27 protein-coding genes are annotated in these 26,931 nt (G+C 75.4%); 9 read left to right on the forward strand and 18 right to left on the reverse strand.

The features are described 5' to 3' along the window. Nucleotides 1–11: 11 nt before the first annotated feature. Together ACI782_RS07625 and ACI782_RS07630 are read right to left on the reverse strand one after the other, a co-directional pair. Nucleotides 12–608 carry a TetR/AcrR family transcriptional regulator gene (locus tag ACI782_RS07625; protein ID WP_456907730.1) on the reverse strand — a complete coding sequence of 199 codons (597 nt, stop codon included), beginning with the start codon at nt 606–608 and terminating at the stop codon, nt 12–14. A 168-nt stretch (nt 609–776) separates the two neighbouring features. Next, nucleotides 777–1,484: a metal-dependent transcriptional regulator gene (locus ACI782_RS07630; RefSeq protein ID WP_456907732.1), complete on the reverse strand. Its 708-nt coding sequence runs from the start codon at nt 1,482–1,484 to the stop codon at nt 777–779. Nucleotides 1,485–1,652: 168 nt separating this feature from the next. Here ACI782_RS07630 and ACI782_RS07635 point away from each other — a divergent pair, with 168 nt between their 5' ends. Both ACI782_RS07635 and ACI782_RS07640 read left to right on the forward strand, forming a co-directional pair. Next, on the forward strand, nt 1,653–2,834 hold the full coding sequence (locus tag ACI782_RS07635; protein WP_456907734.1) for an acetoin utilization protein AcuC: 1,182 nt from the start codon (nt 1,653–1,655) through the stop codon (nt 2,832–2,834). A gap of 139 nt (nt 2,835–2,973) precedes the next feature. Beyond that, nucleotides 2,974–5,586 carry a bifunctional acetate--CoA ligase family protein/GNAT family N-acetyltransferase gene (locus tag ACI782_RS07640; RefSeq protein ID WP_456907736.1) on the forward strand — a complete coding sequence of 871 codons (2,613 nt, stop codon included), beginning with the start codon at nt 2,974–2,976 and terminating at the stop codon, nt 5,584–5,586. Between the two features lie 81 nt (nt 5,587–5,667). Here the strand turns inward: ACI782_RS07640 and ACI782_RS07645 are convergent, their stop codons facing one another. After that, nucleotides 5,668–6,492: a methyltransferase domain-containing protein gene (locus ACI782_RS07645; protein WP_456907738.1), complete on the reverse strand. Its 825-nt coding sequence runs from the start codon at nt 6,490–6,492 to the stop codon at nt 5,668–5,670. 143 nt (nt 6,493–6,635) lie between these two features. Between ACI782_RS07645 and ACI782_RS07650 the strand changes: the two genes are divergently transcribed. Together ACI782_RS07650 and ACI782_RS07655 are read left to right on the forward strand one after the other, a co-directional pair. Beyond that, nucleotides 6,636–7,952, forward strand: coding sequence for a tetratricopeptide repeat protein (locus ACI782_RS07650; protein ID WP_456907740.1), 1,317 nt, complete (start codon nt 6,636–6,638; stop codon nt 7,950–7,952). Next, nucleotides 7,949–8,269 carry a response regulator transcription factor gene (locus ACI782_RS07655; RefSeq protein ID WP_456907742.1) on the forward strand — a complete coding sequence of 107 codons (321 nt, stop codon included), beginning with the start codon at nt 7,949–7,951 and terminating at the stop codon, nt 8,267–8,269. The genes ACI782_RS07650 and ACI782_RS07655 overlap by 4 nt, the downstream gene beginning before the upstream one ends. A gap of 118 nt (nt 8,270–8,387) precedes the next feature. On the opposite strand, the gene sigB is transcribed toward ACI782_RS07655, so the two are convergent. The 10 genes from sigB to ACI782_RS07705 all read right to left on the reverse strand — a co-directional run bounded on the left by sigB (nt 8,388) and on the right by ACI782_RS07705 (nt 16,906). Then, the gene (gene sigB / locus ACI782_RS07660) at nt 8,388–9,377 is read right to left on the reverse strand and encodes an RNA polymerase sigma factor SigB (RefSeq protein WP_456907744.1); all 990 of its coding nucleotides are present in this window, start codon (nt 9,375–9,377) and stop codon (nt 8,388–8,390) included. Between the two features lie 246 nt (nt 9,378–9,623). Beyond that, nucleotides 9,624–10,055 carry a D-aminoacyl-tRNA deacylase gene (dtd, locus tag ACI782_RS07665; protein WP_456907746.1) on the reverse strand — a complete coding sequence of 144 codons (432 nt, stop codon included), beginning with the start codon at nt 10,053–10,055 and terminating at the stop codon, nt 9,624–9,626. A 62-nt stretch (nt 10,056–10,117) separates the two neighbouring features. After that, nucleotides 10,118–11,200, reverse strand: coding sequence for a hypothetical protein (locus ACI782_RS07670; protein ID WP_456907748.1), 1,083 nt, complete (start codon nt 11,198–11,200; stop codon nt 10,118–10,120). Continuing rightward, nucleotides 11,197–12,075, reverse strand: coding sequence for a DUF4142 domain-containing protein (locus ACI782_RS07675; RefSeq protein WP_456907749.1), 879 nt, complete (start codon nt 12,073–12,075; stop codon nt 11,197–11,199). Before ACI782_RS07675 ends, ACI782_RS07670 begins: the two co-directional genes overlap by 4 nt. Before the next feature lie 471 nt (nt 12,076–12,546). Further along, complete coding sequence (locus ACI782_RS07680) at nt 12,547–13,767, reverse strand: 2OG-Fe(II) oxygenase (protein WP_456907751.1); 1,221 nt, start codon at nt 13,765–13,767, stop codon at nt 12,547–12,549. Further along, the gene (locus ACI782_RS07685; protein ID WP_456907753.1) at nt 13,764–14,360 is read right to left on the reverse strand and encodes a methylated-DNA--[protein]-cysteine S-methyltransferase; all 597 of its coding nucleotides are present in this window, start codon (nt 14,358–14,360) and stop codon (nt 13,764–13,766) included. The genes ACI782_RS07680 and ACI782_RS07685 overlap by 4 nt, the downstream gene beginning before the upstream one ends. Beyond that, nucleotides 14,357–14,908, reverse strand: a complete 552-nt coding sequence (locus ACI782_RS07690) for an RNA polymerase sigma factor (RefSeq protein ID WP_456907755.1) — start codon at nt 14,906–14,908, stop codon at nt 14,357–14,359. The genes ACI782_RS07685 and ACI782_RS07690 overlap by 4 nt, the downstream gene beginning before the upstream one ends. A 79-nt stretch (nt 14,909–14,987) precedes the next feature. Further along, nucleotides 14,988–15,530, reverse strand: coding sequence for a methylated-DNA--[protein]-cysteine S-methyltransferase (locus ACI782_RS07695; RefSeq protein ID WP_456907757.1), 543 nt, complete (start codon nt 15,528–15,530; stop codon nt 14,988–14,990). Nucleotides 15,531–15,600: 70 nt separating this feature from the next. Further along, entirely contained in the window at nt 15,601–15,963 is a 363-nt protein-coding gene (locus tag ACI782_RS07700) for an STAS domain-containing protein (protein WP_456907759.1), read from the reverse strand. 298 nt (nt 15,964–16,261) lie between these two features. Continuing rightward, nucleotides 16,262–16,906 (reverse strand): dihydrofolate reductase family protein, encoded by a 645-nt coding sequence (locus ACI782_RS07705; protein WP_456907761.1) that lies wholly within the window; start codon nt 16,904–16,906, stop codon nt 16,262–16,264. Nucleotides 16,907–17,120: 214 nt separating this feature from the next. Between ACI782_RS07705 and ACI782_RS07710 the strand changes: the two genes are divergently transcribed. Both ACI782_RS07710 and ACI782_RS07715 read left to right on the forward strand, forming a co-directional pair. Then, entirely contained in the window at nt 17,121–17,705 is a 585-nt protein-coding gene (locus tag ACI782_RS07710) for an HhH-GPD-type base excision DNA repair protein (protein WP_456907762.1), read from the forward strand. 163 nt (nt 17,706–17,868) lie between these two features. Further along, nucleotides 17,869–18,210 (forward strand): DUF3099 domain-containing protein, encoded by a 342-nt coding sequence (locus tag ACI782_RS07715; RefSeq protein ID WP_456907764.1) that lies wholly within the window; start codon nt 17,869–17,871, stop codon nt 18,208–18,210. Nucleotides 18,211–18,366: 156 nt separating this feature from the next. On the opposite strand, the gene ACI782_RS07720 is transcribed toward ACI782_RS07715, so the two are convergent. Then, nucleotides 18,367–19,239 (reverse strand): carbohydrate kinase family protein, encoded by an 873-nt coding sequence (locus tag ACI782_RS07720; RefSeq protein WP_456907766.1) that lies wholly within the window; start codon nt 19,237–19,239, stop codon nt 18,367–18,369. An 8-nt stretch (nt 19,240–19,247) separates the two neighbouring features. Continuing rightward, nucleotides 19,248–20,177: a pseudouridine-5'-phosphate glycosidase gene (locus ACI782_RS07725; RefSeq protein ID WP_456907768.1), complete on the reverse strand. Its 930-nt coding sequence runs from the start codon at nt 20,175–20,177 to the stop codon at nt 19,248–19,250. 87 nt (nt 20,178–20,264) lie between these two features. Between ACI782_RS07725 and ACI782_RS07730 the strand changes: the two genes are divergently transcribed. Beyond that, complete coding sequence (locus ACI782_RS07730) at nt 20,265–20,492, forward strand: DUF3039 domain-containing protein (RefSeq protein ID WP_456907770.1); 228 nt, start codon at nt 20,265–20,267, stop codon at nt 20,490–20,492. A 43-nt stretch (nt 20,493–20,535) separates the two neighbouring features. On the opposite strand, the gene ACI782_RS07735 is transcribed toward ACI782_RS07730, so the two are convergent. The 3 genes from ACI782_RS07735 to ACI782_RS07745 all read right to left on the reverse strand — a co-directional run bounded on the left by ACI782_RS07735 (nt 20,536) and on the right by ACI782_RS07745 (nt 24,429). Continuing rightward, on the reverse strand, nt 20,536–21,603 hold the full coding sequence (locus ACI782_RS07735; RefSeq protein ID WP_456907772.1) for a YihY/virulence factor BrkB family protein: 1,068 nt from the start codon (nt 21,601–21,603) through the stop codon (nt 20,536–20,538). 82 nt (nt 21,604–21,685) lie between these two features. Beyond that, on the reverse strand, nt 21,686–24,061 hold the full coding sequence (locus tag ACI782_RS07740) for a VanW family protein (RefSeq protein WP_456907774.1): 2,376 nt from the start codon (nt 24,059–24,061) through the stop codon (nt 21,686–21,688). Nucleotides 24,062–24,204: 143 nt separating this feature from the next. After that, nucleotides 24,205–24,429 (reverse strand): DUF7455 domain-containing protein, encoded by a 225-nt coding sequence (locus ACI782_RS07745; protein WP_012949566.1) that lies wholly within the window; start codon nt 24,427–24,429, stop codon nt 24,205–24,207. Nucleotides 24,430–25,007: 578 nt separating this feature from the next. Between ACI782_RS07745 and ACI782_RS07750 the strand changes: the two genes are divergently transcribed. Together ACI782_RS07750 and ACI782_RS07755 are read left to right on the forward strand one after the other, a co-directional pair. Then, nucleotides 25,008–26,582 carry an MFS transporter gene (locus ACI782_RS07750; protein ID WP_456907776.1) on the forward strand — a complete coding sequence of 525 codons (1,575 nt, stop codon included), beginning with the start codon at nt 25,008–25,010 and terminating at the stop codon, nt 26,580–26,582. Beyond that, nucleotides 26,579–26,931: anti-sigma factor family protein (locus ACI782_RS07755; protein WP_456907778.1), on the forward strand; the 353-nt coding region annotated here is incomplete at its 3' end. The genes ACI782_RS07750 and ACI782_RS07755, both read left to right, overlap by 4 nt.

A 26,931-nucleotide genomic window follows, 5' to 3' on the forward strand; every position in this document is an offset into this window, starting at 1 on the left:
GATCCCCGGCCTCAGCGGGGTCGCACGAGCCGGGTGAGCAGGTCGAGGCCCAGGTCGTCCGGCAGCGCGGCCGGGTCCGCGGCCCGCTCCAGGACGGCGCCGGTGTCCAGGGCGAAGTAGAGCTGGGCGAAGGTCAGCGGGGGATAGACGGGGGCGAGCCCGTCGCGGGCCAGCGCGCCGTCGACCGCCTCCGCGAGGAACGCCACGGCCCGGGCGTGGAGTGCGGCGTAGCGCGCGTTGACCTCCGGGTCTCGGGCGGCCGCGGTGCGGAACTCGATCAGCAGCCGGGCCCAGTCCGCCCCCTCCCTGGAGCGCCGCGCGTTGGCCAGCAGCAGCGCGCGCAGGGCGTCGATGCCCGAGTGCTCGGCGGCCAGCCGGGCGTTCTGCTCGGCGCGTTCGGTGATGCGCCGCTCCAGCAGCGCGAGGAAGAGGTCGGCCTTGCCCGCGAACTGCGAGTAGACGACGCCCTTGGAGAACCCGGCCTCCTCGGCGATCGCGTCGAGGGTGGCGCCGCTGTAGCCGCGGGCGAGGAACACGCGGCGGGCGGCGTCCAGCACCAGCCCGCGGTTGCGCTCCACCTGTTCCACCCGGCTCAGTCGCGTCGCCACGCAGCGAGTAGATACCGTCGGTATCTGGATTCCCAGGGTATTTCGTCCTCGGCTTCCCGGTGCTGGGCACGGGCCGGCCCGGACGCGACGAGGCCGCGGACCCGATGGGTCCGCGGCCTCCTCGGCCTCCCTCCAGGGTCCCCGCGCGGGGAGGAGGGTGGTCCTCGCTCAGAGCCGGGGCACCGCCTCGACCGGGGTCAGCTCCTCGTCCAGCGCGCTCACGAACACGTGCTGGGCCACCCCGGCCGGCAGCGCGTACCCGTCGAGCTTGATCGAGCCGGACGCCAGCTGCGCCGTCACCGTGGCCCCCGGCCGGACGCCCTGGTCGGCCAGCGTGCGCAGGAGGTCGGAGTGCTCCTGCAGCTGCTCGCTGATCCGCTTGATCTCCACGCGGCGCCCCTCGGGCGTGGCGGTGGTCGACAGCAGCGTCAGCGAGTCCAGCACCGCCGAGGTCTCGCCGCCGAGCGCGTCGAGGCCGGGGATGGGGTTGCCGAACGGCGACACGCTGGGGTTGCCGAGCAGGGTGAGCAGCTTGCGCTCGACCGCCTCGCTCATGACGTGCTCCCAGCGGCACGCCTCCTCGTGGACGTCGGCGTAGTCCAGCCCGATGACGTCGACGAGCAGGCACTCGGCGAGGCGGTGCTTGCGCATGACCGCGGTGGCCAGTTGCCGGCCCTGCTCGGACAGCTGCAGGTGCCGGTCGCCCTCGACGGTCAGCAGCCCGTCGCGTTCCATCCGGGCGACCGTCTGGCTGACCGTCGGGCCGCTCTGGTGCAGCCGCTCGGCGATGCGCGCGCGGAGGGGGACGATCCCCTCCTCCTCCAGCTCGAAGATCGTCCGGAGGTACATCTCGGTGGTGTCGATGAGGTCGTTCACAGGTCTCCTCCGTGTCTTCGCCGATGGTACGGGGCCAGACCGCGTGCGCCGGGTCACGCGGCGCGGCTCGACGGGCACGCCCACCGGCGTCCGGCGGTAGCGTCGCGCTGCAGGCGCCGGGGTCGTCTGCCGTCCGTCAGTCCGCCCCGCACGCAGCGAGGAGACCTGGTGAGTGACTCGGTCGCGGTCGTCTGGGACGACGCGCTGCTCGGCTACACGATGGGCGGGGACCACCCCCTCCACCCGGTCCGGCTGGACCTCACCATGCGGCTGGCCGACAGCCTCGGCGTACTCGCCACCGACCGGCTGGAGGTGCTGCGCCCGACGGCGGCCGGCGCCGACCTGCTCACGCTGGTGCACGACCCCGCTTATCTCGAGGCGGTCAAGCGGGCCCCGGACGACCCCGACGTCGGGTTCGGCCTCGGGACCCCGGACAACCCAGTCTTCGAGGGGATGTACGACGCCGCGGCGCTCATCACCGGCGGCAGCGTGCTCGCCGCGGAGCAGGTGCACCGCGGCCGGGCGCAGCACGCGGTCAACATCTCCGGGGGCCTCCACCACGCGATGCGCGACCGCGCCTCCGGCTTCTGCGTGTTCAACGACGCGGCGGTGGCCATCGCCTGGCTGCTGGCCCAGGGGCACCAGCGGATCGCCTACGTCGACATCGACGTCCACCACGGCGACGGCGTCCAGGCCGCCTTCTACGACGACCCGCGGGTGCTCACCGTCAGCGTCCACCAGACGCCCCTGACCCTGTTCCCCGGCACCGGGTACCCCGAGGAGACCGGCGACCCGGGGACGGCCCTCGGCAGCGCGGTCAACCTCGCCCTGCCCAACGGCACCGACGACCCCGGCTGGCTGCGCGCCTTCCACGCGGTCGTGCCCAGCGTGGTGAGGGCGTTCCAGCCGGAGATCCTGGTGACCCAGTGTGGCTGCGACGCCCATCACGAGGACCCGCTGGCCGACCTCGCGCTCACGATCGACGGCCAGCGGGCCAGCTACCGCGCGCTGCACGACCTGGCCCACGAGGTCTGCGACGGCCGCTGGCTGGCGCTCGGCGGCGGCGGGTACGGCCTGGTGCGGTGCGTGCCGCGCGCCTGGACGCACCTGATCGCCGAGGCGAGCGGGCACCGGCTGGACCCGGCGACCGAGATCCCGGAGTCCTGGCGCGAGCACGTCGTCCGACGCGGGCTGCGGGCCCGGCCGCCGACGCACATGACCGAGGGCGGGTACACCGGCTTCTCGCACTGGGACCCGTTCACCGAGTCCCGGGTCGACCGGGCCATCACCCGCACCCGTCGCGCCTCGTTCCCCTACTTCGGCCTGGACCCGGACGACCCCCGTGACTGATCAAGGACCCCCCTGTCCCCCCCCACTCGCGGACTCGCGGCGGGACCCTGCAGGGGGGCCGTCCCGCCCCGACGAGCCCGCCGCACCGCAGCCGCCGGCGCACTGGGAGGCCGACGTCATCGCCGCCGACGGCGGCACCGTGCACCTGCGGCCGATCGGACCTGGCGACGCCGACGGTCTGGTCGGCCTCATGGAGCGCAGCTCGGACCAGACCCGCTACTACCGGTTCTTCGGCCCGATGAAGCGGCTGTCGGACAAGGACCTGCACCGGTTCACCCACGTCGACCACGACTCCCGGGTCGCCTTCGTGCTCGTCCTCGGCGACCAGCTCATCGGCGTCGGCCGCTACGACCGCTACCCGGGCACGGACGACGCCGAGGTGGCCTTCCTCATCGAGGACGCCCACCAGGGCCGCGGGCTGGGCTCGGTGCTGCTGGAGCACCTCGCCGCGGCGGCCCGCGAACGCGGGATCGAGCGCTTCGTCGCCGAGGTGCTGGCCCAGAACAACCGGATGGTGCGGGTCTTCCTGGACGCCGGCTACACGCCGGAGCGCACCTACGAGGAGGGGGTCGTCCACCTCACCTTCCCGATCGCGCCGACCGAGACGGCCCTGCAGGTGCTCTACGAGCGGGAGCAGCGCAGCGAGTCGCGGTCGATCGCCCGCCTGCTGACCCCGTCGTCGGTCGCGGTCGTCGGCGCGAGCAACGACGAGGGGAAGATCGGGCACGCCGTCCTGCGGCACCTGCTCGACTACGGCTTCCGCGGGCCCATCTACCCGGTCAACCCGGGCACCCGGCACGTGCGCGGCGTCCCCGCCCACGCCGACATCGAGTCGATCCCCGACGTCGTCGACCTCGCCGTGCTCGCGGTGCCGGCCGACGAGGTGGCCGGCGTCGTGGAGGCGTGCCGGCGCAAGAACGTGCGCGGGCTGGTGGTGATCTCCGGCGGGTTCGGGGAGTCCGGCGCGGAGGGGCGGCTCGCCGAGCGGCGGCTGGTCGCCTCCGCGCGCGCGTCGGGCATGCGCGTGGTGGGTCCCAACTGCCTGGGCATCGTCAACACCGACCCGGCGGTCCGGCTCAACGCCAGCCTCGCGCCGCGGGTCCCCGGGCGTGGGCGGGTCGGGTTCTTCGCCCAGTCCGGCGCGCTGGGGTCGGCACTGCTCGAGCAGGCCCGCAGCCGCAACATCGGGCTGTCCAGCTTCGTGTCGGCCGGCAACCGCGCCGACGTGAGTGGCAACGACCTGCTGCAGTACTGGGCCACCGACCCCGGCACCGAGGTGGTGCTCCTGCACCTGGAGAGCTTCGGCAACCCCCGCAAGTTCGCCCGCCTGGCCCGCCGGGTCGGCCGCGACAAGCCGGTGGTGGCGGTGAAGAGCGGCCGTCACGTGCGGATGACCGAGGGCCTGGCCGGCACGTCGGTCGCGGTGCCCGAGGAGTCGGTGGCCGCGCTGTTCGCCTCCGCCGGGGTGATCCGGGTGCAGACGCTGGCCCAGCTGTTCGACGTCGGCACCCTGCTGGCCCACCAGCCGCTGCCAGCCGGCGACCGCGTCGCGGTCGTCGGGAACTCCACCGCGATGGGCGTGCTGGTCGCCGACGCCGTCCTGGAGGAGGGGCTGCGGCTGGCCCGCGAGGCGCCCACCGACATCGGCGCCGGCGGCTCCGCGGAGGAGTTCCGGGCGGCGCTGCAGGAGACCGTGGACGACCCGGGCGTGGACGCCGTCGTCGCGGTGTTCCTGCCGCCGGTCAGCCGCGGCTCCGCCGAGTTCGGCCGCGCGCTGCGGGAGGTCGCCGAGGGCGCCGACAAGCCGATCGTGGCGACCTTCCTGTCGACCGAGGGCATCCCGCCGGAGCTCGCCGTCCCGGGCGAGGACGGGACGCCGGCCCGCTGCTCGGTGCCGTCGTACTCCACCCCGGAGCGGGCAGTGATCTCGCTGGCCAAGGTCACCGAGTACGCCCGCTGGCGGAGCCGGCCGGTGGGGGAGGTCCCGGAGCTGGCCGGCGTCGACGAGGCGGCCGCCCGCGACCTCGTGTCCGGGGTGCTCGCCGACGCCGCCGAGGGCCGCGCGCTGACCGACGAGGAGACCATCGCGCTGCTGGCCGCCTACGGCGTACCGCTGCTGGCCACGCACACCGTCACCGACGCCGGGGCGGCCGTGGCCGCGGCCGAGGAGATCGGCTACCCGGTCGTGCTCAAGTCCACGGCCCCGTGGCTGCGGCACCGCTCCGACCTGGGTGGCGTCCGGCTGGACCTCGGCGCCGCCGACGCGGTGCGCGCCGCCTACGCCGCCATCCCCTCCGGCGACCCGGTGATCGTGCAGGAGATGGCCGCCCCCGGGGTGGCCACGGTCGTGGAGGTCGTCGACGACCCGTCGTTCGGCGCGCTGGTCGGCTTCGGGGTGGGCGGGGTCGCCACCGACCTGCTCGGCGACCGCGCCTACCGCACCCTGCCGCTGACCGACCTCGACGCCGCCGAGCTGGTCCGCGCGCCGCGGGCCTGGCCGCTGCTCAACGGCTACCGCGGCTCGGAGCCGGTCGACGTCGCCGCCCTGGAGGACCTCCTGCTCCGCGTGGCCCGGCTGGCCGACGACCTCCCCGAGGTGCTGGGCCTGCGCCTGGAGCCGGTGATCGTCGGGCCCGCCAACCCCTGGCACGGCGGCCGGTCGCTGGTCGTCGCCGGCGCCACCGTGCGGGTCGGCCCGCCGACCGCCCGCGTGGAGCCCGGCCCCCGGCGGATGCGGGTCCCGGGCGTGTGAGAAAGGACCCCCTGCCCCCCGCCACTCGCGGGCTCGCAGCGGGACCCTGCAGGGGGCCGATCCGAGGTCAGCGGGCGTTGCTCAGGTGCGTGGCGTACGGCCGGCGACCAGGTGCCCGCGGAGCGGGGCGGCCACCGTGCCGTCCCGGGCCGTGAAGGGGCGCAGCACCTCGCGGGCGTCCGCGCGGATGCGGTCGTACACCTGCGGCGCGATCCGCCCGGCGAGCGGTGAGCCCTCGATCTCGGTGGTCGCCAGGGCCTCGGGGGAGTCGAAGGCCGCCGTGCCCAGGTGCGTGCGGGTCCCGACCACGGTCAGCCCGGCGTCCGTGAGGGTGGCGCGGAGCGCGTCGAGGTCGCCGCAGGACCAGTAGGTGCCCAGGAGGGGACGGGCGTCGTCCCCGGCGTGCGCCACGACCATGTCCACGAACGGGGCGTAGGCGGGCTGGTCGGGCAGCGCGGCCGGGACGCAGACCGCGACGACGCCGCCAGGCCGCGCCACGCGGGCCATCTCCCGCAACGCCGCCGCGCGGTCGGGGAAGAACATCAGGGCCATCTGGCACAGGACCGCGTCGAACTCACTGTCGGCGAAGGGCATGGCGGCGACGTCCCCCTGGCGCCACTGCAGGTCCGGGCGGACCCGCCGGGCCACGGCGAGCATCGCCTCGTTGAGGTCCAGGCCCGCGACCAGTCCGTTCCCGCCGAGCCGGTCGGCCGCGGTCCGCGCCACGATCCCGGTCCCGCAGGCCACGTCGAGGACGGCCTGCCCGGGGCGGACGTCCGCGACGTCGAGCAGCAACGGCGCCCACTCGGCGAAGATCGCGGGCACGAACCGGGCCTCGTACACCTCGGCGGCCTCGGTGGACACCTGGAAGCGCTCGGCCGGGGCGGTGCGCTGGGTACCGGTCATCGTCTCCTCCCTCCGGATCACTGTGCGGTCGAGCGTGCCGCTCGGCCGGCCCGTGGTCATGGGTGCGCACACCCAGGAGGACACCCACATCCCCGGGCGCGACGGGCCCTCGGCGAAGGGGTGGAGGTGGGATCCTCGGGCCCATGGCAGCAGGGGGACCTGCTCTGCTCTCCGACGGCGAGGCGGCGCTCGCGCGCGGCGACTGGTCGACCGCCCGGTCGGCGTTCTCCGGTGCCGTGGCCGGCGACGACACGCCCGCCGCCTGCCACGGGCTGGCCCGGTCCCTGGAGTGGGCGGGCGACTTCACCGGGGCCATCCACTGGTACGAGCGGGCCTACGCCGGCTTCCGGGCGCGCGGTGAGACGCGCCGGCCTGCGCTCATCGCGGGCCGTGAGCTGAGCTTCCTGCACGCCGCCGTCCACGGGAACGGAGCGGCCGCCGGAGGGTGGCTGGCCCGGGCGAGGAGCCTGGCCGACGAGGCCGGTGACTGTCCCGAGGCGGGATGGGTGGAGCTGGCCGAGGCGCTGGCCATCGACGACCCGGAGCGGATCGATGCGCACGCCCGTGCCGCGGCCCGCATCGCCCGGCGGTTCGGGGACGACGACCTGTGGTTCTGCGCCCTCGGGTACCGCGGGCTGGGGCTGGTCCTCCGCGGCCGGGTCGCCGACGGCATGCGCTGTCTGGACGAGGCCGCGGTCGCGGCGAGCAACGGCGAGGTCCGCGACCACCTGGTGATCGGCGAGATCTACTGCAAGATGCTGCTCTGCTGCGAGATGGCCCTCGACGTCCGGCGGGCCGAGCAGTGGCTGGCGGTCGCCGACCGGGCCGGGCGCGCCTCGAACGACCTGTGGGTGCCCGGCATCTGCCTCATGCACCACGGCGGGGTCCTCGTCGCGGCCGGCCGCTGGGCCGAGGCGGAGCAGGCGCTCACGACGGCACTGCACATCCACGAGGACGGGATGCGGGCCCTGCGCTCGGGGGCGGCCGTCCGGCTGGCCGACCTGCGGGTCCGGCAGGGCCGGCTCGGGGAGGCGGCCCAGCTCCTGGCCGGCAACGAGTTCGACGGCCAGGCGGTGCTGCCCCTCGCCCGGCTGCACCTGGGCCGGGGCGAACGGGAGATGGCGGCGGCCGTCCTGCGGCGCTCGCTCGACGGCGCCACGGTCCTGCAGGCACCGGCCCTGGCGCTGCTCGCCGAGGTCCTGGCCGCCGGCGGACGGGCGGCCGAGGCGGAGGCGGTGGGGATCGGCTGCGGACCTTCGCCGCCGAGAGCCGGCTGGTGCACCTCGGCGCGTACGCCGAGCAGGTCGCCGCCGTCCTGGTGCGTCCGGACGGGCGGGCCGAGGTCCTGCCCCACCTCGAGGCCGCGCTGGTGGGCTTCGCCCGGGCCGGGTTGCCCTGGGAGGCCGCTCGGGTCCGGCTGGCGATCGCACGGGAGGTCGTCGGCACGGCCCGGGACGTGACCCTCATCGAGGGGCGGGAGGCCCTGACCGCCCTGCGCGCGCTCGGTGCCGAGCGGGACGCGGACGAGGCCGCGGAGCTGCTGCGGAGCCTGGGTGCGCACCCGGGGACGTCGGCGCACGCCTCCGGCCGGCTGACCGCGCGGGAACGGGAGGTGCTGCGTCTGCTCACCGAGGGGATGGCGAACCAGGAGATCGCCACCCGGCTGTTCCTCAGCAAGCGGACCGTGGAGCACCACGTCGGGAGCATCCTCGCCAAGCTGGGCGTGGCCACGCGGGCGGAGGCACTGGCCCACGTCGCCCGCTTCGGGATGCCGTGAGACGCCGAGAGCCGGTCACCTCACGGTGACCGGCTCTCGGCGTGGTGACTGTCTGGAACGGCCCCGCGTCAGGGGCCCGTCCCGAGCGTGCGAGGGATGGGGGACGCGGGGCCCTTCCTCAGGCGAGGTAGTCGCGCAGGGCGTCGGCGCGCTGCGGGTCGCGCAGCTTGGCCATCGTCTCGCGCTCGATCTGGCGCACCCGCTCGCGGGAGAGTCCGAACTGCTTGCCGATCTGCTCCAGCGTCCGCGGCTGACCGCCGTCCAGGCCGAAGCGCAGGACGACGACGTCGCGCTCCCGCTCCTCCAGCGTCGACAGCACGTTGCGGACGTCGCCCTTCATCATCTGGAAGGCGACCGCGTCCTCGGCGACGGCGGCGTCGGCGTCCTCGATGAAGTCACCGAGGCGGGACTCCTCGTCGGTGCCGACGGTCTGGTCGAGGCTGACCAGGTCGCGGGAGTACTCGAGCAGCTCGGTGATCCGCTCCGGGGTCATGTCCAGCTCGAGACCGAGCTCCTCGGCGGTGGGCTCGCGCTCCAGCTCCTGGTGGATCCGGCGGCGGGTGCGCACGACCTTGTTGACCTGCTCGGCCAGGTGCACGGGCAGCCGGATGGTGCGACCCGAGTCGGCCATCGCGCGGGTGATCGCCTGGCGGATCCACCACGTCGCGTACGTCGAGAACTTGAAGCCCTTGGTGTAGTCGAACTTCTCCACCGCGCGGATCAGGCCGACGTTGCCCTCCTGGATGAGGTCCAGGAACGTCATGCCGTGGCCGGTGTAGCGCTTGGCGACGGAGACGACCAGCCGCAGGTTGGCCTCCAGCAGGTGGCGCTTGGCCGCCTTGCCGTCGATCGCGAGGGCCTTGTAGTCCCGCTGGAGGGCGGGGGTCAGCTGGCGCTCGGCCAGGAGACGCTCGGCGTAGAGCCCGGCCTCGATCCGCTTCGCCAGCTCGACCTCCTGCTCGGCGGTGAGCAGCGCGGTCTTGCCGATGGTGTTCAGGTACACCCGGACCAGGTCTGTGGAGACCAGTCCCGTGGTGTCGGGCTCGCGGCGCGCCGTGCGGGAGCGCACCTCGAGGGTGTCGGTGGGGGAAGACTGCAGCAGCGTCACGGTCTGTCTTCGTCCTTGCCTTCGGTTCGGATGCGTCGCCGGTCGGCGGTGGCCGCGGTGCATCCGGGCGTCGTGGTGGGGCTCCGGTCGGCCGGCTCGGTCGGCCGAGGAGCCTCGCTCGTGTGTCCGTGTGGTACGCCCTGTCCAACGGCCCCGACCCACTCGGGTGTTCCACGGATGCCTGCTTCACAGCAAACGCACAGGGCGTGTGTTGCGTCACCCCGCATTACCCAGGGGAGTCGCCGCTCAGACCTCCAGCAGCAAGGTCATCGGGCCCTCGTTGACCGAGGAGACGAGCATCCGGGCGCCGAACAGGCCGGTCGCCACCTCGGCGCCGCGCCGGCGCAGCTCGGCGACGACCTCGTCCACCAGCGGCTCGGCGACCTCGCCGGGGGCGGCGGCGTCCCAGGAGGGACGGCGGCCCTTGCGGGTGTCGGCGTAGAGCGTGAACTGGCTGACCACCAGGACCGGCAGGCCCAGGTCGCCCGCGGACCGGGCGCCGTCCGCGGTGGGGAAGACGCGCAGCTCGAGCACCTTGCGGGCCAGCGCGCGGGCCCGGTCCGCGTCGTCGTCGCGGCCGACCCCGACCAGGGCCAGCAGCCCGCGCCTGATCTCGCCGACCACCTCGCCGTCGACGGTCACCGCCGCTGAACCGACCCTGCTCACCACCGCGCGCACCGGGCCATCCTCGGCCACCCCCCGGACGGCGGGCCGTCGGAGGGTGCCGGGGACGGCTCCTGTCAGCGGCCGTTCGACCGGTCGGCGCGGGTGCCGGTGTCGCTGTCGGTGCGGTCCTCGGCGACCGGGTCAGACGCGGTCTCGGTGTCCGCGTCGTCCGCGGTCTCGCTGTCCGCCGGGGTCCCGGCGTCGACGTCTGTGGCGGTGCGCTGCGGAGTCTCCGGGCGCCGCGGCGTCTCGTCGCGCCGGGGTGTCTCGGTGGCCCGGCGCTCAGCGGCGTCCGCGCGCTGCCCGGTGCCCTGCGGGGCCTCGGCCGCCTCGTCGGCGCCCGCGTCCGCGGCGGCCGCGTCGTCCGCGGGGGCCTCGGCAGCGTCGTCCGCCGCGACCTGGATGCGGACCGAGTCGACGGCCGGCATCTGGTTGGCGAAGACCATCATCGGGATCCGGTGGGACCCGTCGCCGGCCCACGCGGTGCACTGCGCCTGGCCGGCAGCGGCCAGACCCGGGATCTCGACGGTGACGGTGTCCGGGGTGGCGCCACCGCCGCCGTCCTCGGTCGCGACGAAGACGTCCTGACGCACCGGCTCGGGCGCCACGTCGGCGTCGCCGAGCACGCGGCAGGCCGTGTGGAAGTGGCCGCGGACGATGCCGTTCTCGTCCAGCGTGGAGGACTCGAGGTAGTAGCCACCCTGCGCGGCGGGCAGGAAGCGGTCCCGCACGAGGTTGCGGGTCGACACCTGGAGGGTGAACGGCTGGCCGACCGTCACCTCGTCCGGGGCGTCGGTGATCAGCAGCTGCGGGTTGTCCTCGGCGGCGCCCACCTCGCCGAACAGGGTCGACACGCACGCGGGCCCGGCCTGGTTGCCGTCGTGCGCCGGCAGGTCGGAGTCGTCGCAGCCGACCGCCAGCGGCACGAGCGGCTCCGCCGCCGCGTCCGACGCCGCCGTCGTCCCGTGGTCGTGCCCTGCGTCCGCGGCGGCGGTCTCCTCGCCGGCGGCCGCGGAGGCCTCCGCGCCCGCTCCGGTGGAGGTCGCGGACGCCGTCGCGAGGCCGCCCGTCCCGGCCACCGCGGCAGCGCCGAGCACTGCGCCCACGGCCATCGCCGCGGCGATCGGGAACGCTCGGTTGGTGGTGGACCTGCTCATGCTCTGCTCCTTGCGTGGTGTCCACGGGCGCGTGCCCGCGATGTGGTGGCTCGGGTGTCCCTCGGTCCGGCCAGCGCCTTGACGGTGCGGGCCAGCGTCCGCCCGAAGAGGACGATCAGGACGGCGAAGAGGGCGCTGACCAGGGCGAACAGCACGAAGTTGAGCGTGTTCGACCCCCAGTCGGGGTTGCTGGCCTCGGAGGTGCCGGGGAGCTGGTCGTAGTCCACGAGCCCGGTCGACTCGAGGTACTCGATGTGCCGCTGGACGAAGGCCATCGCCTCGGTCGTGAACTCGCGGATCTCCGCGTTGCGCGTCGACACCCGGACCTGGGTCAGGAACGGCAGGACGTTGCCGTGCGCCTGCCGGAGCAGGAAGACGGCGCGCTCGTCGAGCGCCGCGCCCTGCTGCGCGTCGATCTCCCGCATCCAGCCCTGCTGCTCGGGGGTCGGGTCGGTCGGCAGCGTGACGCCCAGTCGGGCCGCGGCCGCGGTCACGATCCCGTCGAGCTCCATGTGCTCGGCGGAGATCTTGCCGCCGACCTCACGGACCTTCGGGTCGACGGCCCGCTCGGTCAGCCACGTCCCGACCGGCATCTCCCACAGCCCGGCCTGCTTGACCTTGTGCAGGACCTCGCGGTCGGTGACCGCGAGGGGGCCGCTGTCCGTGACCGGCGGCTCGGCGGTCTCGGACTCGGGAGCTGCGGGCTCGGCGGCGGCGGGATCGGCCTGTTCCCCCAGTTGCAGGGCTGAGCCGATGCCCGTGCCCGCCTCGTCGCCCTCGTGGGCGAACGGCGCGGAGGCGGACGCCTCGTGCAGGGAGACGCTCTCCGCGGCCGTCTGCCGCGTCGGCGTGAGGAGCGAGATGGTGGCGGCCACGAGGGCGACGACCGCGAGGACCGGCAGACCTGCCCGACGGGTTCCCAGCCGGGACCAGCGGAGCAGGAGCGGGGCGCGTCGATGCCCGGAGGGGCGGTGGTGCATGGGGAAGAGAAGCCCTCGATCGGGTGAACGGGAGTGACTGAAAGAGGTTAGACATGCGCAGAGCGTGATCGGAAGCCCTGTGACGGACCGGTTCTCACGGGGCTCTGGACCCGCCACTCGGGGCGTCCCGACGACGTCCGGCCACCCCGACCCCGACGCCCTCGGGGAAGGGCAGGTGAGCCGTCCGCCACGCCGACGGCCCGCGCACGCCCCCGGCGCGTCGTCCCCGTGCCGCCCAGAGGCCCCGCGCCGTCGTCAACGTGAGAGATCCCACGCGCGGCGAGGCGGCACGACGTGCGGCGGGCCGCGGACGCCGACGGTTCGCTGCGACTCCCATCCGGTGCGGCGCCTGGCCGGACGGACCGCTCAGCAGGAGCGGCTCGGCGCCTGCCCTGCGGCCGAGCGGTCGCCTCGCCGAGCCGTCAGGACCACCCAGCGCGCCCGTTCGGCCTCCAGGCGGGCACGCGTCGCCCGGCTGCGCAGCCTGGTGGCGGTGCGCGTCTGGCCCACCGTGTCCCTCGCCGACGCCAGGGCGTCCAGGGTCGTCGCCATGTGGCGCGCCGACGTGGTCAGCTGCCCGGCCAGGACGAGGGCGCGGTCCAGCGCCTCGTCGAGCCGCTCCACCTGGAGCGGCTCGAGGTAGGGGACACGGGCCCAGACGACCTTGCGGCCGGCCTCGACCGCCCAGCCGCGTGCACCGCAGATCCTCGCGACGAGGGACAGGCCCATGCCGCCGTGCCCGGGGTCGCGATCGACAGCAGGGATCGGAGCCCGGCCGGGCGCGGCGTCGCTCACCGCCACCAGCCAGCCGAGTCGGGCCGCGCTGACCGTGACCTGCACCGGCGGCCGGCCGTGCCGCAGCCCGTTCGAGACCAGCTCCTCGATCACCAGCAGGAGCCGCTCGCCGTCGTCGGCGCCGGCCGGCAGCGAACCGTCGGCCAGGGCCGTGCGGAGCCGCCGGCGCAGACCGGCGAGCTCGGCGACGCAGCTCGGCCGTTCCTGCCACGACGCCGCCCGGCCGGGAGCCGGTGCCGGCGGGGATCGGTGCGCCCACACGCTCACGGCCACGGGCCACCTCCCCCGGCCACGAACCGGCGCGCCTCGCTCTACCCACCGCCGGGGAGTCCATGCGGCGCGGGCCGCGCACTGCACGGCCGGCGGGGAGCCGGTCAGGCGGCGTCGTGCAGGACGAGGCCGAGGGTGTGCCGACGGCCGGTGTGGACGGTGCTGACCCCGTGGCGGACCGGTGCGGCCGGCCCACTCGCGGGCGACCGGCAGCAGGCGCCGGTAGAACGCCGAGCGCAGGTCGGCCCCCGCGGCGGGCAGCGGGAGGGCGAAGTAGCGGTACTGGCCGGCGCCGAAGCGCAGCCGGGCCATGTCGACGGTGCTGCGGAAGCGGGCGTCGTCGTCGTAGAGCCCGGAGACCTCCCGGCACTCCTGCGGGGTCAGCAGCGGACCGGACAGCGCCGAGCCGGTCTCGTGGAGCCGGGCGGTGAGCGCCGGCCAGTCGAGGTGGTCGACGCGCGTGCACAGCGGCAGGTCCGCGCGGTCCTGGCCGGTCCGCCCGCTCGGGGAGGCGGTGGTCATCCGGGCTCCTGGGAGGTCTCGAGGGCGAGGAGGGCGGCCTTCGCGGCGTCCCCGCCGACGTAGCGGCCGGGGGAGCCGTCGCTGCGGACCACGCGGTGGCAGGGCAGCACGATGGGCAGCGGGTTGGTGGCGCACGCGGTGCCGACCGCGCGCACCGCGGCCGGGGAGCCGGCCGCGGCGGCCAGGCCGGCGTAGCTCGTGGTGCTGCCGTAGCCGACGCCGCGCAGGTGTTCCAGCACGGTGCGGCGGAAGCCCCGGGCCAGCTGCAGGTCGAGGGGCGTGTCGAAGGCGCGGCGACGGCCGGCGAAGTACTCGTCGAGCTGCCGGGCCGTGTCGTCGAGCCGGAGGCCGACGCGGAGCACGCGGGGGCTGATCCGGGCGGCGAGGGCGGCCAGCACGGCGTCGTGGTCCTGGACGGCGTAGGCGACGGTGACCAGCCCGGCCGGGGTGGCGGCGAGCAGGAGGCTGCCGAGCGGGGAGTCCACCGTGCGGTAGGTGACGTCGAGCAGCCCGTGCTCGGCGGCGGCCGCGGCGAGCCGGGCGCGCAGCGGTGCGGTGTCCTCGAGGTGCAGGTCGGGGAACAGGTCGGTCACGTCAGGACTCCTCGGTGGTCGGCGCGCAGCGCGGTGATGCCGCCGGCGGCGCTGCGCCGGGCGGCGGCCTCGCTGCTGCCGATCAGCTCGCCGACCGCGGCGTAGGGCAGGCCGGCGAGGTGGTGGTAGGCGATCGCGGCGCGCTGCTCGAACGGCAGGGCGGCGACGGCGGCCCACAGGTCGGCCGCCTGCCGGCGGCGCTCGTCGCCAGGGATCCCGTCGCCACTGGGGACGTCGGGCAGCTCGGCGCGGGGCTCGGGGATGCGCCGGGCCCTGCGGTGCTGGTCGATCGCCTTGCGGTGGGCGATCGTGACGAGCCAGGCCCGCGGGTCACTGCCCGGGGGAAGCCGCGGATGGGCCTGCAGCGCGGCCAGGAAGGTCTCCTGCCAGGCGTCGTCGGCCTCGACGGGCCCGCAGACGGCGCGGCAGACCCGCAGCACGACGGCGCCGTGGTCGGTGATCAGCTGGTCGAACGGCGGGAGGGGAGCTCCCACGACGGAGCGGCCGGTCGCCGGCCGCGGGCTCGGTGCGGGGGGCGCGCGGGTCACGTCTCGATCCCAGGGGACGTGGGCGCCGGTGGCTGGCGGTTCCCGGACGTCACGGTCCCCGACCCGACGTCCGGCGGGGTCACGACGGCGGCCCGGCGCCGTCGGCCACGGAGTGCTCGTGGTCCAGCAGCGCCCGCTCGCGCCGCAGGCCGCCGGCGTAGCCGACCAGCCGCCCGTCGGCGCCGACGACCCGGTGACAGGGCACCACGATGCACAGCGGGTTGCGGGCGTTGGTCGCGCCGACCTCCTGCGCTGTAGCGGGGTCTCCCAGCCGACGGGCGAGCTCGCCGTGGCTGCGGGTCTCGCCGGACGGGATCGTGGTCAGCAGCGCCCAGACGGCCCGGTCGAACGGCGCCCCGTCGGCTCGCGTCGCCGGGTCGAACCGGGTGCGGACACCGGTGAAGTACTCGCCGAGCTGGGCTGCCGCCTCGTCGAGGGCGGTGTCGTCGCGCGGGCCGAGGGCCTCCGGGCCGGGCCGACGCCGGTGGGAGGGGGAGTGGACCCCGGCCAGCGCGTCGCCGTCGGCCACGAGGGTGGGCTCGTCCAGCGGCGAGGCGATCACCCGGTGCCGGCGAGCGTCGATCGCCGAGCGGCCCGGGCCGGTCGTCGTCCGTGTGCTCATGTGGTGTGAACGCGCGGCGGGCGTCCGGCGTGAGGTCCACACGCCGAGCTGTGGTGCTGGCCGGCCGGACTCAGTTCGGGCAGGCGGAACCGGCAGGCGCGGCGTCCTCGCTGCCGCCGAGTTGCAGCGCGGCGCGCTGGACGGTGGGGGACGCGCCCCGCAGTGTCAGCTGCCGGTGGTTCCGGGTGGCGCGGCGGTAGGCGGCGGTGACGGCTCGCAGGCCGTGGTGGTCGCCGATGGTTGCGCCGGTGAGGTCGATCGTCCAGTGGGCGCAGGGGGACAGCAGCAGAGTCGAGACGGCGTCCTGGAGCAGGTGCACGGTCGCACGGTCGAGCCGCCCGACCAACTGCACGTGGCCGGTGATGAGGTCCAGACGGGCGACGAGTTCGGGGACGTCGTCGTGGGGGGAGTCGATCGGAGCGGACAGGGCCACTGCTGGCACCTCGGTGGACGAGGATCAGTCGCCGGCGGCTGGGGAGGACCGACCGACACCCGCGGCGTTGCGGGAGGGCCGTTGTCGTTCGACCCAGGGAGACGCTAGACGTCGCCGGCGGATCAGCGAACGCGCGGGGGCACTCCCGCGCGGTCATCTCGGCGGTGTCGTCTGGGAGCCGTCACAGCGTGGTGGTGCCGCGGTGCAGGTGGTGGTCGCGCCGCCGACCCAGCAGCTGGACGCAGGAGCGACCCCGCCCACATCCAGCGCATCCGGCGTCCCATCGGGAGCTCCCGTGTCACCTGCGCCAGAACAGGTGGTGGGTCACGCCGCTCGGGCTGGGCACGACGTCGAGGTGGAAGCGGTCGAGCAGCTCGTCGGGTGAGGTCCAGAGCCGTACGCCGGAGCCGAGCTCCACCGGTGAGACCGCCACGTGCATGGTGTCGACGAGGTCGGCGTCGAGGAACTGCCGGATGACGGTGGCCCCGCCACCGAGTCGGACGTCCCGGCCCTGGGCCGCCTCCCGCGCCTGGTCGAGGACCGTGGCCGGGTCGGCGTCGACGAAGTGGAACGTGGTGTCGGAGAGCGTGAACGACGGGCGCGGATGGTGGGTCATCACGAACACAGGGGTGTGGAACGGCGGCTCGGCGCCCCACCATCCCTGCCACTCGTGGTCCTCCCAGGGGCCACGCTGGGGACCGAACTTGTTGCGGCCCATGATCTCGGCGCCGATGTTGCGGGCGAAGTCCCGGGTGAAGTAGTCGTCGAGCCCGCGGCTGCCGCCGGGCTCGGTGCGGTTGGGCCAGCTCGCCGTGGCGCCGGCCCAGGCGAACATGGCCCCCGGGTCGGCGTGGCCGAACGGTCTCTCCAGGCTCTGGTGCTCACCCGCTCCGAATCCGTCACTCGAGACGGTGAAGTTCTGGACTCTGAGCAGCTGGTCCACGTGGCTCCTCCTCGCGCGGTCGATGACAGGTGGACCGTCGGTCAGCGGGGAACTCATCGCCGCGCGGGGATGCAGTACGCAGGGGGTACCGGGCTGCGACTGCTCAGCACCGGGTGCACCGGACCTCGCAGAGCCGAGCGGCTCCACCAGGCCGGCGGCAGCTGCCACAGCGGCCGGACGTCATCCTCCGGACGGGTGCGGCAGGATCGCGAGCGTGCCGACCCTGCGCCTGACCCAGGACCCCGTCGCCGACGAGCTGCTGAGCCGCGACCCACTGGCACTACTGCTGGGGATGCTGTTCGACCAGCAGTTCCCGATGGAGCGGGCCTTCGCCGGGCCCCGGCTGCTGGCCGACCGGATGGGCGTCGACGCGCTCTCGGCGGGCGACATCGCCGACGCCGACCCCGGGCAGCTGACCGCCTGGTTCCAGGGTCCGCCGGCGATCCACCGCTACCCGGGCTCGATGGCCGGCCGCGCCCAGGCGGTCTGCCGGCTGCTGGTCGAGCGCTACGACGGGCGGGCCGAGGCGCTGTGGGCCGACGTCCCGGACGGCCGCGCCCTGCTGAAGCGGGTCGGGGAGCTGCCCGGGTTCGGCGCGCAGAAGGCGAAGATCTTCGTCGCGCTGCTCGGCAAGCAGTACGGCGTCACCCCGCCGGGCTGGCGGGAGGCCGCGGGGGAGTACGGCGAGGAGGGCTCCCGCCGTTCGGTCGCCGACATCACCGGGCCGGAGTCGCTGGCCGAGGTCCGCTCGTTCAAGCAGGCGAAGAAGCAGGCCGCCAAGGCTGCCGCGGGCTCCTGAGGACGGCGCGCCGGAGCCGCCTGCACCGCCTCGGATCGGGTGGCACGATGGGCGGCGACCCGCGATCGTGCCGGGCCCGGACGCCGTCGGGACGCCGGGCGGCACGGTCCGTGGAGGGGTTCCGCCGAGTGCCGGTCACCCGGTCGGCGGAGGGGAGGAAGCCGTGGCCTCGAGCCAGCAGCCTGCGCGTTCCCGCCGGCCCGCGCCGGTCCTCATCACCGAGGCCCAGCCGAGCCGGGCGGAGCAGCACGCGGCCCGGAAGAAGCGCTACGTGCTGACGATGGCCGTCCGCGCCGTCGCCCTGGTCCTGGCCGCCGTCTTCTACCAGACGCTGTGGCTGGCGCTGATCTTCGCGCTGCTCGGCACCGTCCTGCCGTGGATCGCGGTGATGATGGCCAACGATGAGCCGCCGAAGAAGAAGCTCGACGTCAACCGCTACGCGCCGCCGCGGCCCGACCGGATCCTCGAGAACCCCGCCCGCCCCGGTCGGGTCATCGAGCACTGAGGAAGGACCCCTGCCCCCCGCCGGAGAAGGACCCCGTCCTCCTCTGGCAGGACCCCGTCCCCCACGCTTCGCACGCTCAGCGTGGTACCCGGAACGGGGCCTCGTGGGCTCGCGGTGAGCCTCTGGACGGGGCCGCGGCGGGTCCCTGCAGGAGCCTCAGCGAGCTCCTGGCCGGCCCACGACGACCGCGGCCCGCGCCAGGCCGGCGTCCAGCGCCCGCGCCGGGTCGCTGCCGGGGTCGGCCAGCCACGCCGACAGCAGGCCGGCGGCGAACGCGTCGCCGGCGCCGGTGGTGTCGACGACGGTCGCCGGGTGCGCCGGCCGGTGCACGAGCGCGTCGCCGGAGGCCCACAGCGCGCCGTCCGCGCCGAGCGTCACCACCGCCACGGGGTGGCGGGCGGCCAGGGCCCGGGCGGCGGCCGCCGCGTCGGCGCACCCGGTCAGCAGCAGCGCCTCGGCCTCGTTGGGGAGCACCAGCGTCGCCGCGGCGGTGTCGACCAGCCAGCGGTCGATGCCGTAGCGGGCCAGCGGACCGGTCGAGGCCGGGTCCAGCGACACCGTGCACCCGGCCGCTGCCGCCGCGGCGATCGCCGCCAGCCCCGCCGGGCGCGGCCGCGGGTCGAGCAGCGTGTACCCGGACAGGTGCAGGTGCCCGCCCCGGACCGGTGCCGGCACGTCCCCGGGCAGCAGCGCCAGGTTGGCTCCGCGATCGGCGAGCATGCTGCGCTGCCCACCGGGCTCCACCAGGCACACGACCGTGCCGGTCGCCGCCCCGGGAACGGTGCGGACCGCCGGGGTGACGCCCGCGGCGGCGAGCTCGGCGACCAGCCCCCGCCCGGCGGGGTCCTCACCCACGCAGCCCGCGAAGACGACCGGCGTGCCCAGCGCGGCCAGGTGGACGGCGACGTTGGCCCCGGCGCCGCCACCGAGGCTGCGGATGCTCGCCGGGCGGTCGGACCCCGGCGCCGGTTCCCCGTCGAACACCACGACGACGTCGGTGACCAGGTCGCCGACCACCACGACCGACACGGGCCGGCTCAGCGGGGGAGCGCGGCCAGCGCCGCCGCGATCTGGCCGGCCAGCTCGGCGTTGCGCAGCACCAGCCGCACGTTGACCGCCAGGGTGGCGCCCGCGCTGGCCCGGTGCAGGTGGTCCAGGACGAACGGGGTCACGGCCTTGCCGCGCACCCCCGCCGCCTCGGCCGCGGCCAGCGCCCCGGCGATGACCCGGTCGTGCAGCTCCGGATCGAGCTGCTCGTCGGCCGGCAGCGGGTGGGCGACGACGACCGCGCCCGGTGCCAGGTCGCGGCGGGCGGCGAAGACCGCGGCGGCCTGCTTCGCGTCGTCCACCGCCCAGTCGACGGTCGAGCCGGAGTCGGCGACGTAGAAGCCGGGGAAGGTCGTCGTCCGGTACCCGACGACGGTCACCGACAGCGACTCCAGCCGCTCGAGCGTGGCCGGGACGTCGAGGATCGACTTCACCCCGGCGCAGACGACGACCAGCGACGTGCGGGCCAGGGCGACCAGGTCGGCGGACTCGTCGAACGTGTCCGCCGACTGCCGGTGCACCCCGCCGAGCCCGCCGGTGGCGAAGACCCCGATGCCCGCGCGGGCGGCCAGCAGCGCGGTGCTCGACACCGTGGTGGCGCCGCTGAGTCCCAGCGCGGCGGCCACCGGCAGGTCCCGGACGCCGAGCTTGGCCAGGTCCGGGTCGCCGCAGACGCGGTCCACCTGCTGGGCGGTCAGGCCCACGTGCGGCACGCCGTCGAGGACGGCGATCGTCGCGGGCACCGCCCCCCCGGCCCGGACGGCGGCCTCCACCCGGTCGGCGGCGGCGCGGTTGTCCGGCCGGGGGAGGCCGTGGGCGAGCAGGGTGCTCTCGAGGGCGACCACCGGGCGGCCGGTGTCGAGCGCGTCGGCGACCTCGGGGGAGAGCTGGACGGGACGCGGCAGGGGATCGGCGTGCACCCTGCCATCATGGTGGGCGGGGGAGCCGCGCCCGGCCCGAGCCGGCGGGCGCGCCCCGACAGTCCCGCGACCTCCAGGGAGCAGCCCGTGAGCAGCACCGACATCCTCGAGAAGCCCGACGTCCGCGAGGGCGACACCGGCAACGCCAACGAGGTCTTCCACTACGTCCGGAAGAACAAGATCGCCGAGAGCGCGGTCATGGGCACGCTCGTCGAGGCGCTCTGCGGCGAGGTGTTCCCGGTGACCAAGGCGCCCAAGCCCGGCAGCCCGGTGTGCCCGGCGTGCAAGGAGATCTACGAGCAGCTCAAGAAGTAGGAGGGCCCGAGGAGGACCCCGTCACGGGGGCCGGGGGAGGCTCTCACAGCAGGTCCAGGCGCCGGGCGCGCTCCAGCTTGGCCGCCCGGCGCTCCTGCCGGCGCTTCTGGTGTCGCCGCAGCGGCGCCGGCCAGCGGGCCTGGACGGTCGCGTTCAGCTCGGCGCCGAGCAGCACCGCCATCCCGAAGAAGAAGCAGAACAGCAGCGCGGCGATCGGGGTGGCCAGCGCCCCGTACGGCAGCGTCGCGGTGAGGATGTCGGCCACGTAGGCGCGGGTCAGCAGCGCGGTGACGATGAAGAAGGCGACGGCCAGCACGGTGCCCGGCAGGTGCCGCCGCCAGGGCAGCCGCCGCGGCAGGACCACGTGGTAGAAGCTGGTCAGGGCCAGGACCAGCCCGATCAGCACGAGGGGCCAGTAGACGGCGTTGACCAGCACCGTGGCGGTGTCGCGCCAGTCGGCCGGCAGCAGGGACACCAGCACCTCGCGGCCCAGCACGAGCAGCGGCAGGGTGAGCACCGCGAGCACCATGCCGACGACGAACAGCCACAGCGCCATGAGCCGGGTGCGGATGGGGCCGCGGACGTCGCGCTGGTCGTAGGCGATGACGATCGTGTTCATGAACGTCGCCGTGCCCGACGACCCGGCCCACAGGGCGAGCAGGAACCCGACGCTGACCACGTCGAGCCGCCCGGAGCCGAGGATGTCGTTGAGCGTCGGCTGCACCAGCGAGTCGACGACGTCCGGCGTGAGGGCGCGGGCCGACGCGGTGACCAGCTGGTCCTCGATCCGGGCGACGGCGTCGGCGCCGATGAACGTGCCGAGGTAGCCCAGCGAGCCCAGCAGCCCGATCAGCAGCGGTGGCACCGACAGGATCTGCCAGAACGCCGCCTCCGCCGAGAGGCCGAGGATGCGGTCTCCCCACGCCTTGGCCACCGTCCGCCCCAGCACCTGCAGCGGGACGCGGACCGGCGCCGGCCAGCGGGCCAGGCGCCCGCGCGGAGGGGCCCCGGCAACCGGGGGCGCGGCGGTCGCTCCGGCCGGGGCGGGGACGGCGCCGTCCGGGGTGCTGCCGGCGGGGGCCGGCGACCCACCGGGCAGGACGGTGCTCACCGCCCCAGTGTGCACGTCGGGGCGCCGGGCGACCTGCGGCCGGGCCGGTGGCCGCGGCGCGGGTCGCCCGATCGCACGAGGGTCAGTCGCCCGGGTCGGACTCCGGCGTCTCCTCGGGCGCCGGCTCGGCGTCGGCCTCCGGCTCCTCGGGCTCGACGGGCACGCACCGGATCACCGGCTCGGCGGCGTAGCGGGTCCGGAAGTCCTCTCGCTTGATCTCCGCACCCGACTGCAGGTCGCGGAACACCCGGGTCACCGTGATGTCGAAGCCGGTGGAGCCGCCCTGCGGGCTGCAGCTGCCGTCGTCCGGCTTCTCCTGCACCACGGGCTGGCGGGTGTTGTAGCGGTTGCTGCTGATCGACTCGATCTCGTACCGCTTGGTCCCGTAGAACGTCACCGTCAGCGAGTTCGGCGTCCAGAGGGTGTCGATGAGGACGCCGGTGTCAGTGTCGTTGCGGAACTCCAGGTCGATCGAGTCGTAGTAGACGGTCGCCTCCCGGCCGGCCGGGTAACGGCTGATGTAGTAGCTGTGCGGCTTGTGGTAGACGTCCTCGAGCCCGGCGAAGAACACCGCGTTGAACAGCGTCGTGGCGACCTGGCTGACACCGCCGCCGACCGCGGTGGTGAACTCGCCGTTGTTGATGACGCCGGCCTCGACGTACCCCTGTGCCGTGCCGCGTGGACCGGTGTAGCCGTTGAGGCTGAAGGTCTCGCCGGGCTGCACGATCGCGCCGTCCAGCTCCGCGGCGGCCACGCGGATGTTCGTGCCGCTCGCGGCACTGGTGAAGTTCGTGGTGAAGGTGCTCACCTCCTCGCGGATGCCCAGGGCCTCGGCGTCGGCGGTGGTGAAGTCGGCCTCCACCGGTCCCAGCTGCGCGGTCACGGCGCGCGGCGCGGGTTGTGCCAGGACCTCGAGCAGCTGGCCGGCCAGTACGGCCGGGTCGACGCCGGCCCCGTCCACGGAGGGGACGACCGTGACCGCACCGCCGGAGACCTCGAAGCGGGCGTCCTCGGCGGGCGTGCCGAACTCACCCAGCCCGTCGCCCATGGCCTCCTGCAGCCGGGCGGGGTCGACGGCGACGGCGAGCCGGCCGTCCTCCTCCGGCGTGAAGGTCAGCGAGGTGGCGATCGCCTCGACCGGGATCTCGACCGACGTGGCGCCGTCCTCGCTGGTCACGCCGACCGGCGCAGCGAGGGCCGGGGTGACCGTCTCGTCCAGGACTCGCTGGGCCTCCTCGGCGTCGACCGACACCTCGGTGAGCTCGACCGGCAGCTCGATCGGCGTGCCCGGGTCGCCGCCGTCGGCGAGGAAGTCGCTGACCGCGGCCGCCGCGCCCTCGCGGTCGAGCGTGCGCCCGTCCTCGGGCGGGACCACGCTCGCCGTGGTGCCGTCGATCGCGATGGTCGCGTCGACCGGCGCCCGGTCGACCTGCGCGGCGATCGCGTCGATCTGCGCGGCCAGGGCGGTGTCCTCACCGGTGATGACGGGGGCGACCTCGCGGTCCCCGAACAGCGAGACCAGGCGCGTCCAGGGGTTGAGCGGCTGGTCGTCCGCAGCGTCCACGGTCGCGTCGACGTCCAGCGTGATCCCGGCGGTGGCGGGGGACAGGGTGGCCTCGACGTCGTCGGCGACGACGACGTGATCGGCGGTCACCCGGGGCGCGAGTTCCTGCTCGAGCTCGTCGGTCGCGGCGGCAGGGGAGAGGCCGCCGATGTCGACGCCCGCGACGACGGTGTTGCGGGGGACGTCGCCACCGGCGACCAGCAGGTCGACGCCGTAGACCGCGCCCAGGGCGGCGACCGCCGCGACCGGGGTCAGGACGACCGGACGCCGCCACCACGGGCGGCCGGGGCCGGCGCCGTCCGTGGTCGGGCCGTCGGAGCCGGGCCCGCCGGGGCCGGGGCCGGGGCCGTCACCGTCGTTCCCGGCGGCCGGGGGAACGCCCGGGGCGCCAGCGGCGGAGGAGGTGGGGTCGGCGCCGGGCGCGACGGCGGTGTCGCCGGCGGGCGCCGCGGGCGGGAGCGCTGTGGTCGCCGCGGCGTCGGCACCGGACGGTCGCTCGCCGGGCGCCTGCGCGGCGGCGAAGCGGATGTCCTGGGTGTCGTCGTCCTCGGCGTCCGGAGTGCTCGTCGCCTCGGCGGCCGCGGGGGGCTCGGCGGCCGCGGGGGGCTCGGCGGCCGCGGGAGCTTCAGGAGCCGCGGGGGGCTCGGCGACGGTGTCCGGCTCGGCCGCGACCGCGTCGTCCTCGGACGGCGAGGGGGCCGCGGCAGCGGGGACGGGCGGAGGCGACCCGGCGGGACCGGCGCTCTCGGAGGTCAGCGGGCCGCGGTCGCGGGGCACCGGGCGGGTGTCGTCGGACAGCACCGGCTGCCCCATGCGGACGGTCTCGTCCGGTGCGGCGGCGTCGTCCCGGGCAGCCGGGTGCCGGGGCGCGGAGGAGGTGGTCTGAGGGGGCATCGAGGGATCTCCGGGTCGCCGTCGACCGGGGGACCCCGGGAACGACGGAGCCGCCGGCGTCCCGTCCGCGTCAGGCGGATCAGGGACGCCGGCGGCGGCGTCGGGTGAGGGCTTCATCGCTGTCTGCGACGATAGCGCCTCCGTCAGTGACTGAGGCGCTGCTCGCCGTCGGTCTCGATGATGTCGACGGCGATGTCGCGGAGCTTGCCCTCGTACTCACGGGCGTGGTGCCCGCAGAAGACGAGGTCGCTGCCACTGGCGAGGACCACCCGCACCTTGGCCAGCGCACCGCAACGGTCACAGTGGAAGGGGACGACCAGGTCGTCGGCGGGCGGGGTCGTCGTCAGCGTCTGGGTCATCTGGGTCATCACTCGCTCTCTACCGCACGGACCCGCGGCTGCGGATCGGCCTCCTGCACAGCGCCAGGATGGAGCCCTGTGTTCCCGATCCTGCCGATCGAACGGTGGACTCGCCGGGATCCGGTGAGCGGGGTGCCGTCTGATGCGGGTGGGGCGGGTCAGCAGGGACGTCACTGGTTCGTGCTGGTTCGTCGTCGTCGTGCTCGTGGTTCTCGTCGTCTCGTGCGCCGGGTCGGTGTCCGGCTGGTGGGTCCGCTGCTGTCTTGACGTCCACCACGCTACGCCGCTTACCCGGACGGTGACGGCGTACACCGCCCGAGCCCCCCTCGAGGGCGAGATCGTGACCTCGCCGACACCCGGCCGTGACCTGGGACACTGCGGCGTCACGTGCCCGGAACGACCGGGACCCGACGCGGGCGGCGAGGGTCTTCCGGTGCCGGCCGCAGCGATGAGTTCCGCCCCTCCGCCCGGTCCTCCCTCCATCCCGTCCCGACGGAGGGGGCCGAGGTGGCCACGAGACACGAGGCACACCGCGGGGGGCACGACCGGGCGCCGTCGTCCGGCGCGGACGGCCGTGCGGGTCCGTGATGCGCGCGCTCGCCGAGAGGCTCGGCCCGGGGGACATCGGACGGTGGGCCGCGGCAGCGGCCGTGCGCCGTCGGCTGGCACCGCTCTACGCGGCGGTCTTCCTGCAGAACCTCGCGCTCTGGGTGCCGATCGAGAAGCTGTTCATGACCAGCATCGGGTTCGACGCCGCCGGCGTGGGCCTGATGGCGGCCGTGTACGCGGCCGTGGTGCCGCTGTTCGAGGTGCCGTCCGGCCTGCTCGCCGACCGGTGGAGCCGGCGCGGGGTGCTCGTCCTGGGGTCGGTCGCGGCAGCTGTCAGCGTGGCCATCGGCGGTCTGAGCCAGAACGTGTCGATGTACCTGGTCTCCGCGGGCTTCCTGGGGCTGTTCTTCGCGATGCAGTCGGGGACCGTCGACTCGGTCGTGTACGACACCGTCCTCGAGGAGACCGGCGACAGCGCGGCCTTCGAGGCGACGATCGGACGCCTCCGGCTCGTCGAGAGCGGGGCGCTCGTGGCGAGCGCGCTCGCCGGCGGCGTGATCGCCGAGGCCACCTCCCTGCGCCTGACGTACTTCCTCACCGTGCCACTGGTGCTCGGGGCCTGCCTGGCGCTGCTCGTGTTCCGGGAGCCGCGGCTGCACGGGGAGGGAGAGGAGTCGGGGTCGCTGCGCGACCAGGTGCGGGCCACCTACCGGGTTCTCGTGCAGCCCGGCCGGCTGCGGCTGGTGATCGCGCTGACCGTCGTCGGGTCGCTCCTGGTGCAGGGCATGCTCGAGTTCGGCCCGCTCTGGCTCGTCGCGTTCGCGGTGCCGGCCGTCCTGTACGGGCCGCACTGGGCGGGGCTGACCGCGGCCCTCGGCCTGGGCGGGCTGCTCGGTGCGCGCCCGTGGTGGGACCGGCGGCCGGGAGCCGTCCTGCTGGCGGCGGTGATCCTGGCGTGTTGTGTGGTGCTCGCGACGAGCCGGTCGCCGTACCTCGTCATCACCGCCCAGGTGCTGCTGACCACCGCCGTGGTCGCGGGCGGCATCCCCGTGCTGCGCCGCCTGCACGACGGCGTCCCGTCGGCCGTCCGGGCCGGGGTCGCCTCCGGTGTGGGCACGCTGACCTGGGTGGCGTTCGTGCCGTTCGCGATCGCGATCGGGTTCATCAGCGACCGGGTGGGCGTCGGCGCGGCGGGGTGGGCGCTCGTCGTCACCGGGGTGGCCGCGGCTGTCCTGCTCGTCGTCGTGCTCCCCGGCGCGCCCCCCGCGCCGGCGGCGGCGGGGCCGGTGACCGGTGCGCCGGTGTTCGCCGCCGACCGGTTCCTCCCGGACGACCACCCGGTGTGGCCGGGCCACTGGGCGGTCCCGCCGCGGGAGTGGGCGCGCGACCTCGTCGACGACGACGGGGCGCTCGCGGAGGTGCGGGCGGCGGTGCACGCCATGCCGCCCGAGGTGCGGCGGGTGTTCGTGGCGAGGGACGTCGAGGGGCGCTCGCCGGAGGACGCCCGCGCTGCCCTCGACCTCAGCGCTGCCGACCAGCTGGCGGCGCTCCACCGGGCGCGCGGACTCGTCCGGGAGCGACTGGAGCGCTACGCCGGGAGGAGGGGCTCGTGACCGGTGAACGGCGCGAGGGTGCCGACGAGCGCTGCATCGAGCTCGTCGAACTGCTCACCGCCTACGTCGAGGACGCGCTGGACGAGCCGACCCGCCGTCGCGTCGACGAGCACCTCGACGACTGCGCGGGGTGCCGGGCGGCGCTGGCGCAGTGGCGGACCGTGACAGGCCTGGCCGGCCGGCTCACCGCGGCGGACGTGAGCGGCCTGGACCCGTACGTGCGTGCGCGCCTCCTCGCGGTGCTCACCGCACCGGGGGGGGGGGGGGGGGGGGGGGGGGGGGGGGGGGGGGGGGGGGGGGGGGGGGGGGGGGGGGGGGGGGGGGGGGGGGGGGGGGGGGGGGGGGGGGG

It is taken from the genome of Geodermatophilus sp. SYSU D00703 (assembly GCF_054050155.1).

Excerpts from the sequence above, each read along its gene's own strand:
- ACI782_RS07645 (WP_456907738.1), bottom strand. The coding sequence starts at position 6,492 with ATGACCGGTACCCAGCGCACCGCCCCGGCCGAGCGCTTCCAGGTGTCC.
- ACI782_RS07650 (WP_456907740.1), top strand. The coding sequence starts at position 6,636 with ATGGCAGCAGGGGGACCTGCTCTGCTCTCCGACGGCGAGGCGGCGCTC.
- ACI782_RS07670 (WP_456907748.1), bottom strand. The coding sequence starts at position 11,200 with ATGAGCAGGTCCACCACCAACCGAGCGTTCCCGATCGCCGCGGCGATG.
- ACI782_RS07680 (WP_456907751.1), bottom strand. The coding sequence starts at position 13,767 with ATGACCACCGCCTCCCCGAGCGGGCGGACCGGCCAGGACCGCGCGGAC.
- ACI782_RS07695 (WP_456907757.1), bottom strand. The coding sequence starts at position 15,530 with ATGAGCACACGGACGACGACCGGCCCGGGCCGCTCGGCGATCGACGCT.
- ACI782_RS07740 (WP_456907774.1), bottom strand. The coding sequence starts at position 24,061 with ATGCCCCCTCAGACCACCTCCTCCGCGCCCCGGCACCCGGCTGCCCGG.
- ACI782_RS07745 (WP_012949566.1), bottom strand. The coding sequence starts at position 24,429 with ATGACCCAGATGACCCAGACGCTGACGACGACCCCGCCCGCCGACGAC.
- ACI782_RS07750 (WP_456907776.1), top strand. The coding sequence starts at position 25,008 with ATGCGCGCGCTCGCCGAGAGGCTCGGCCCGGGGGACATCGGACGGTGG.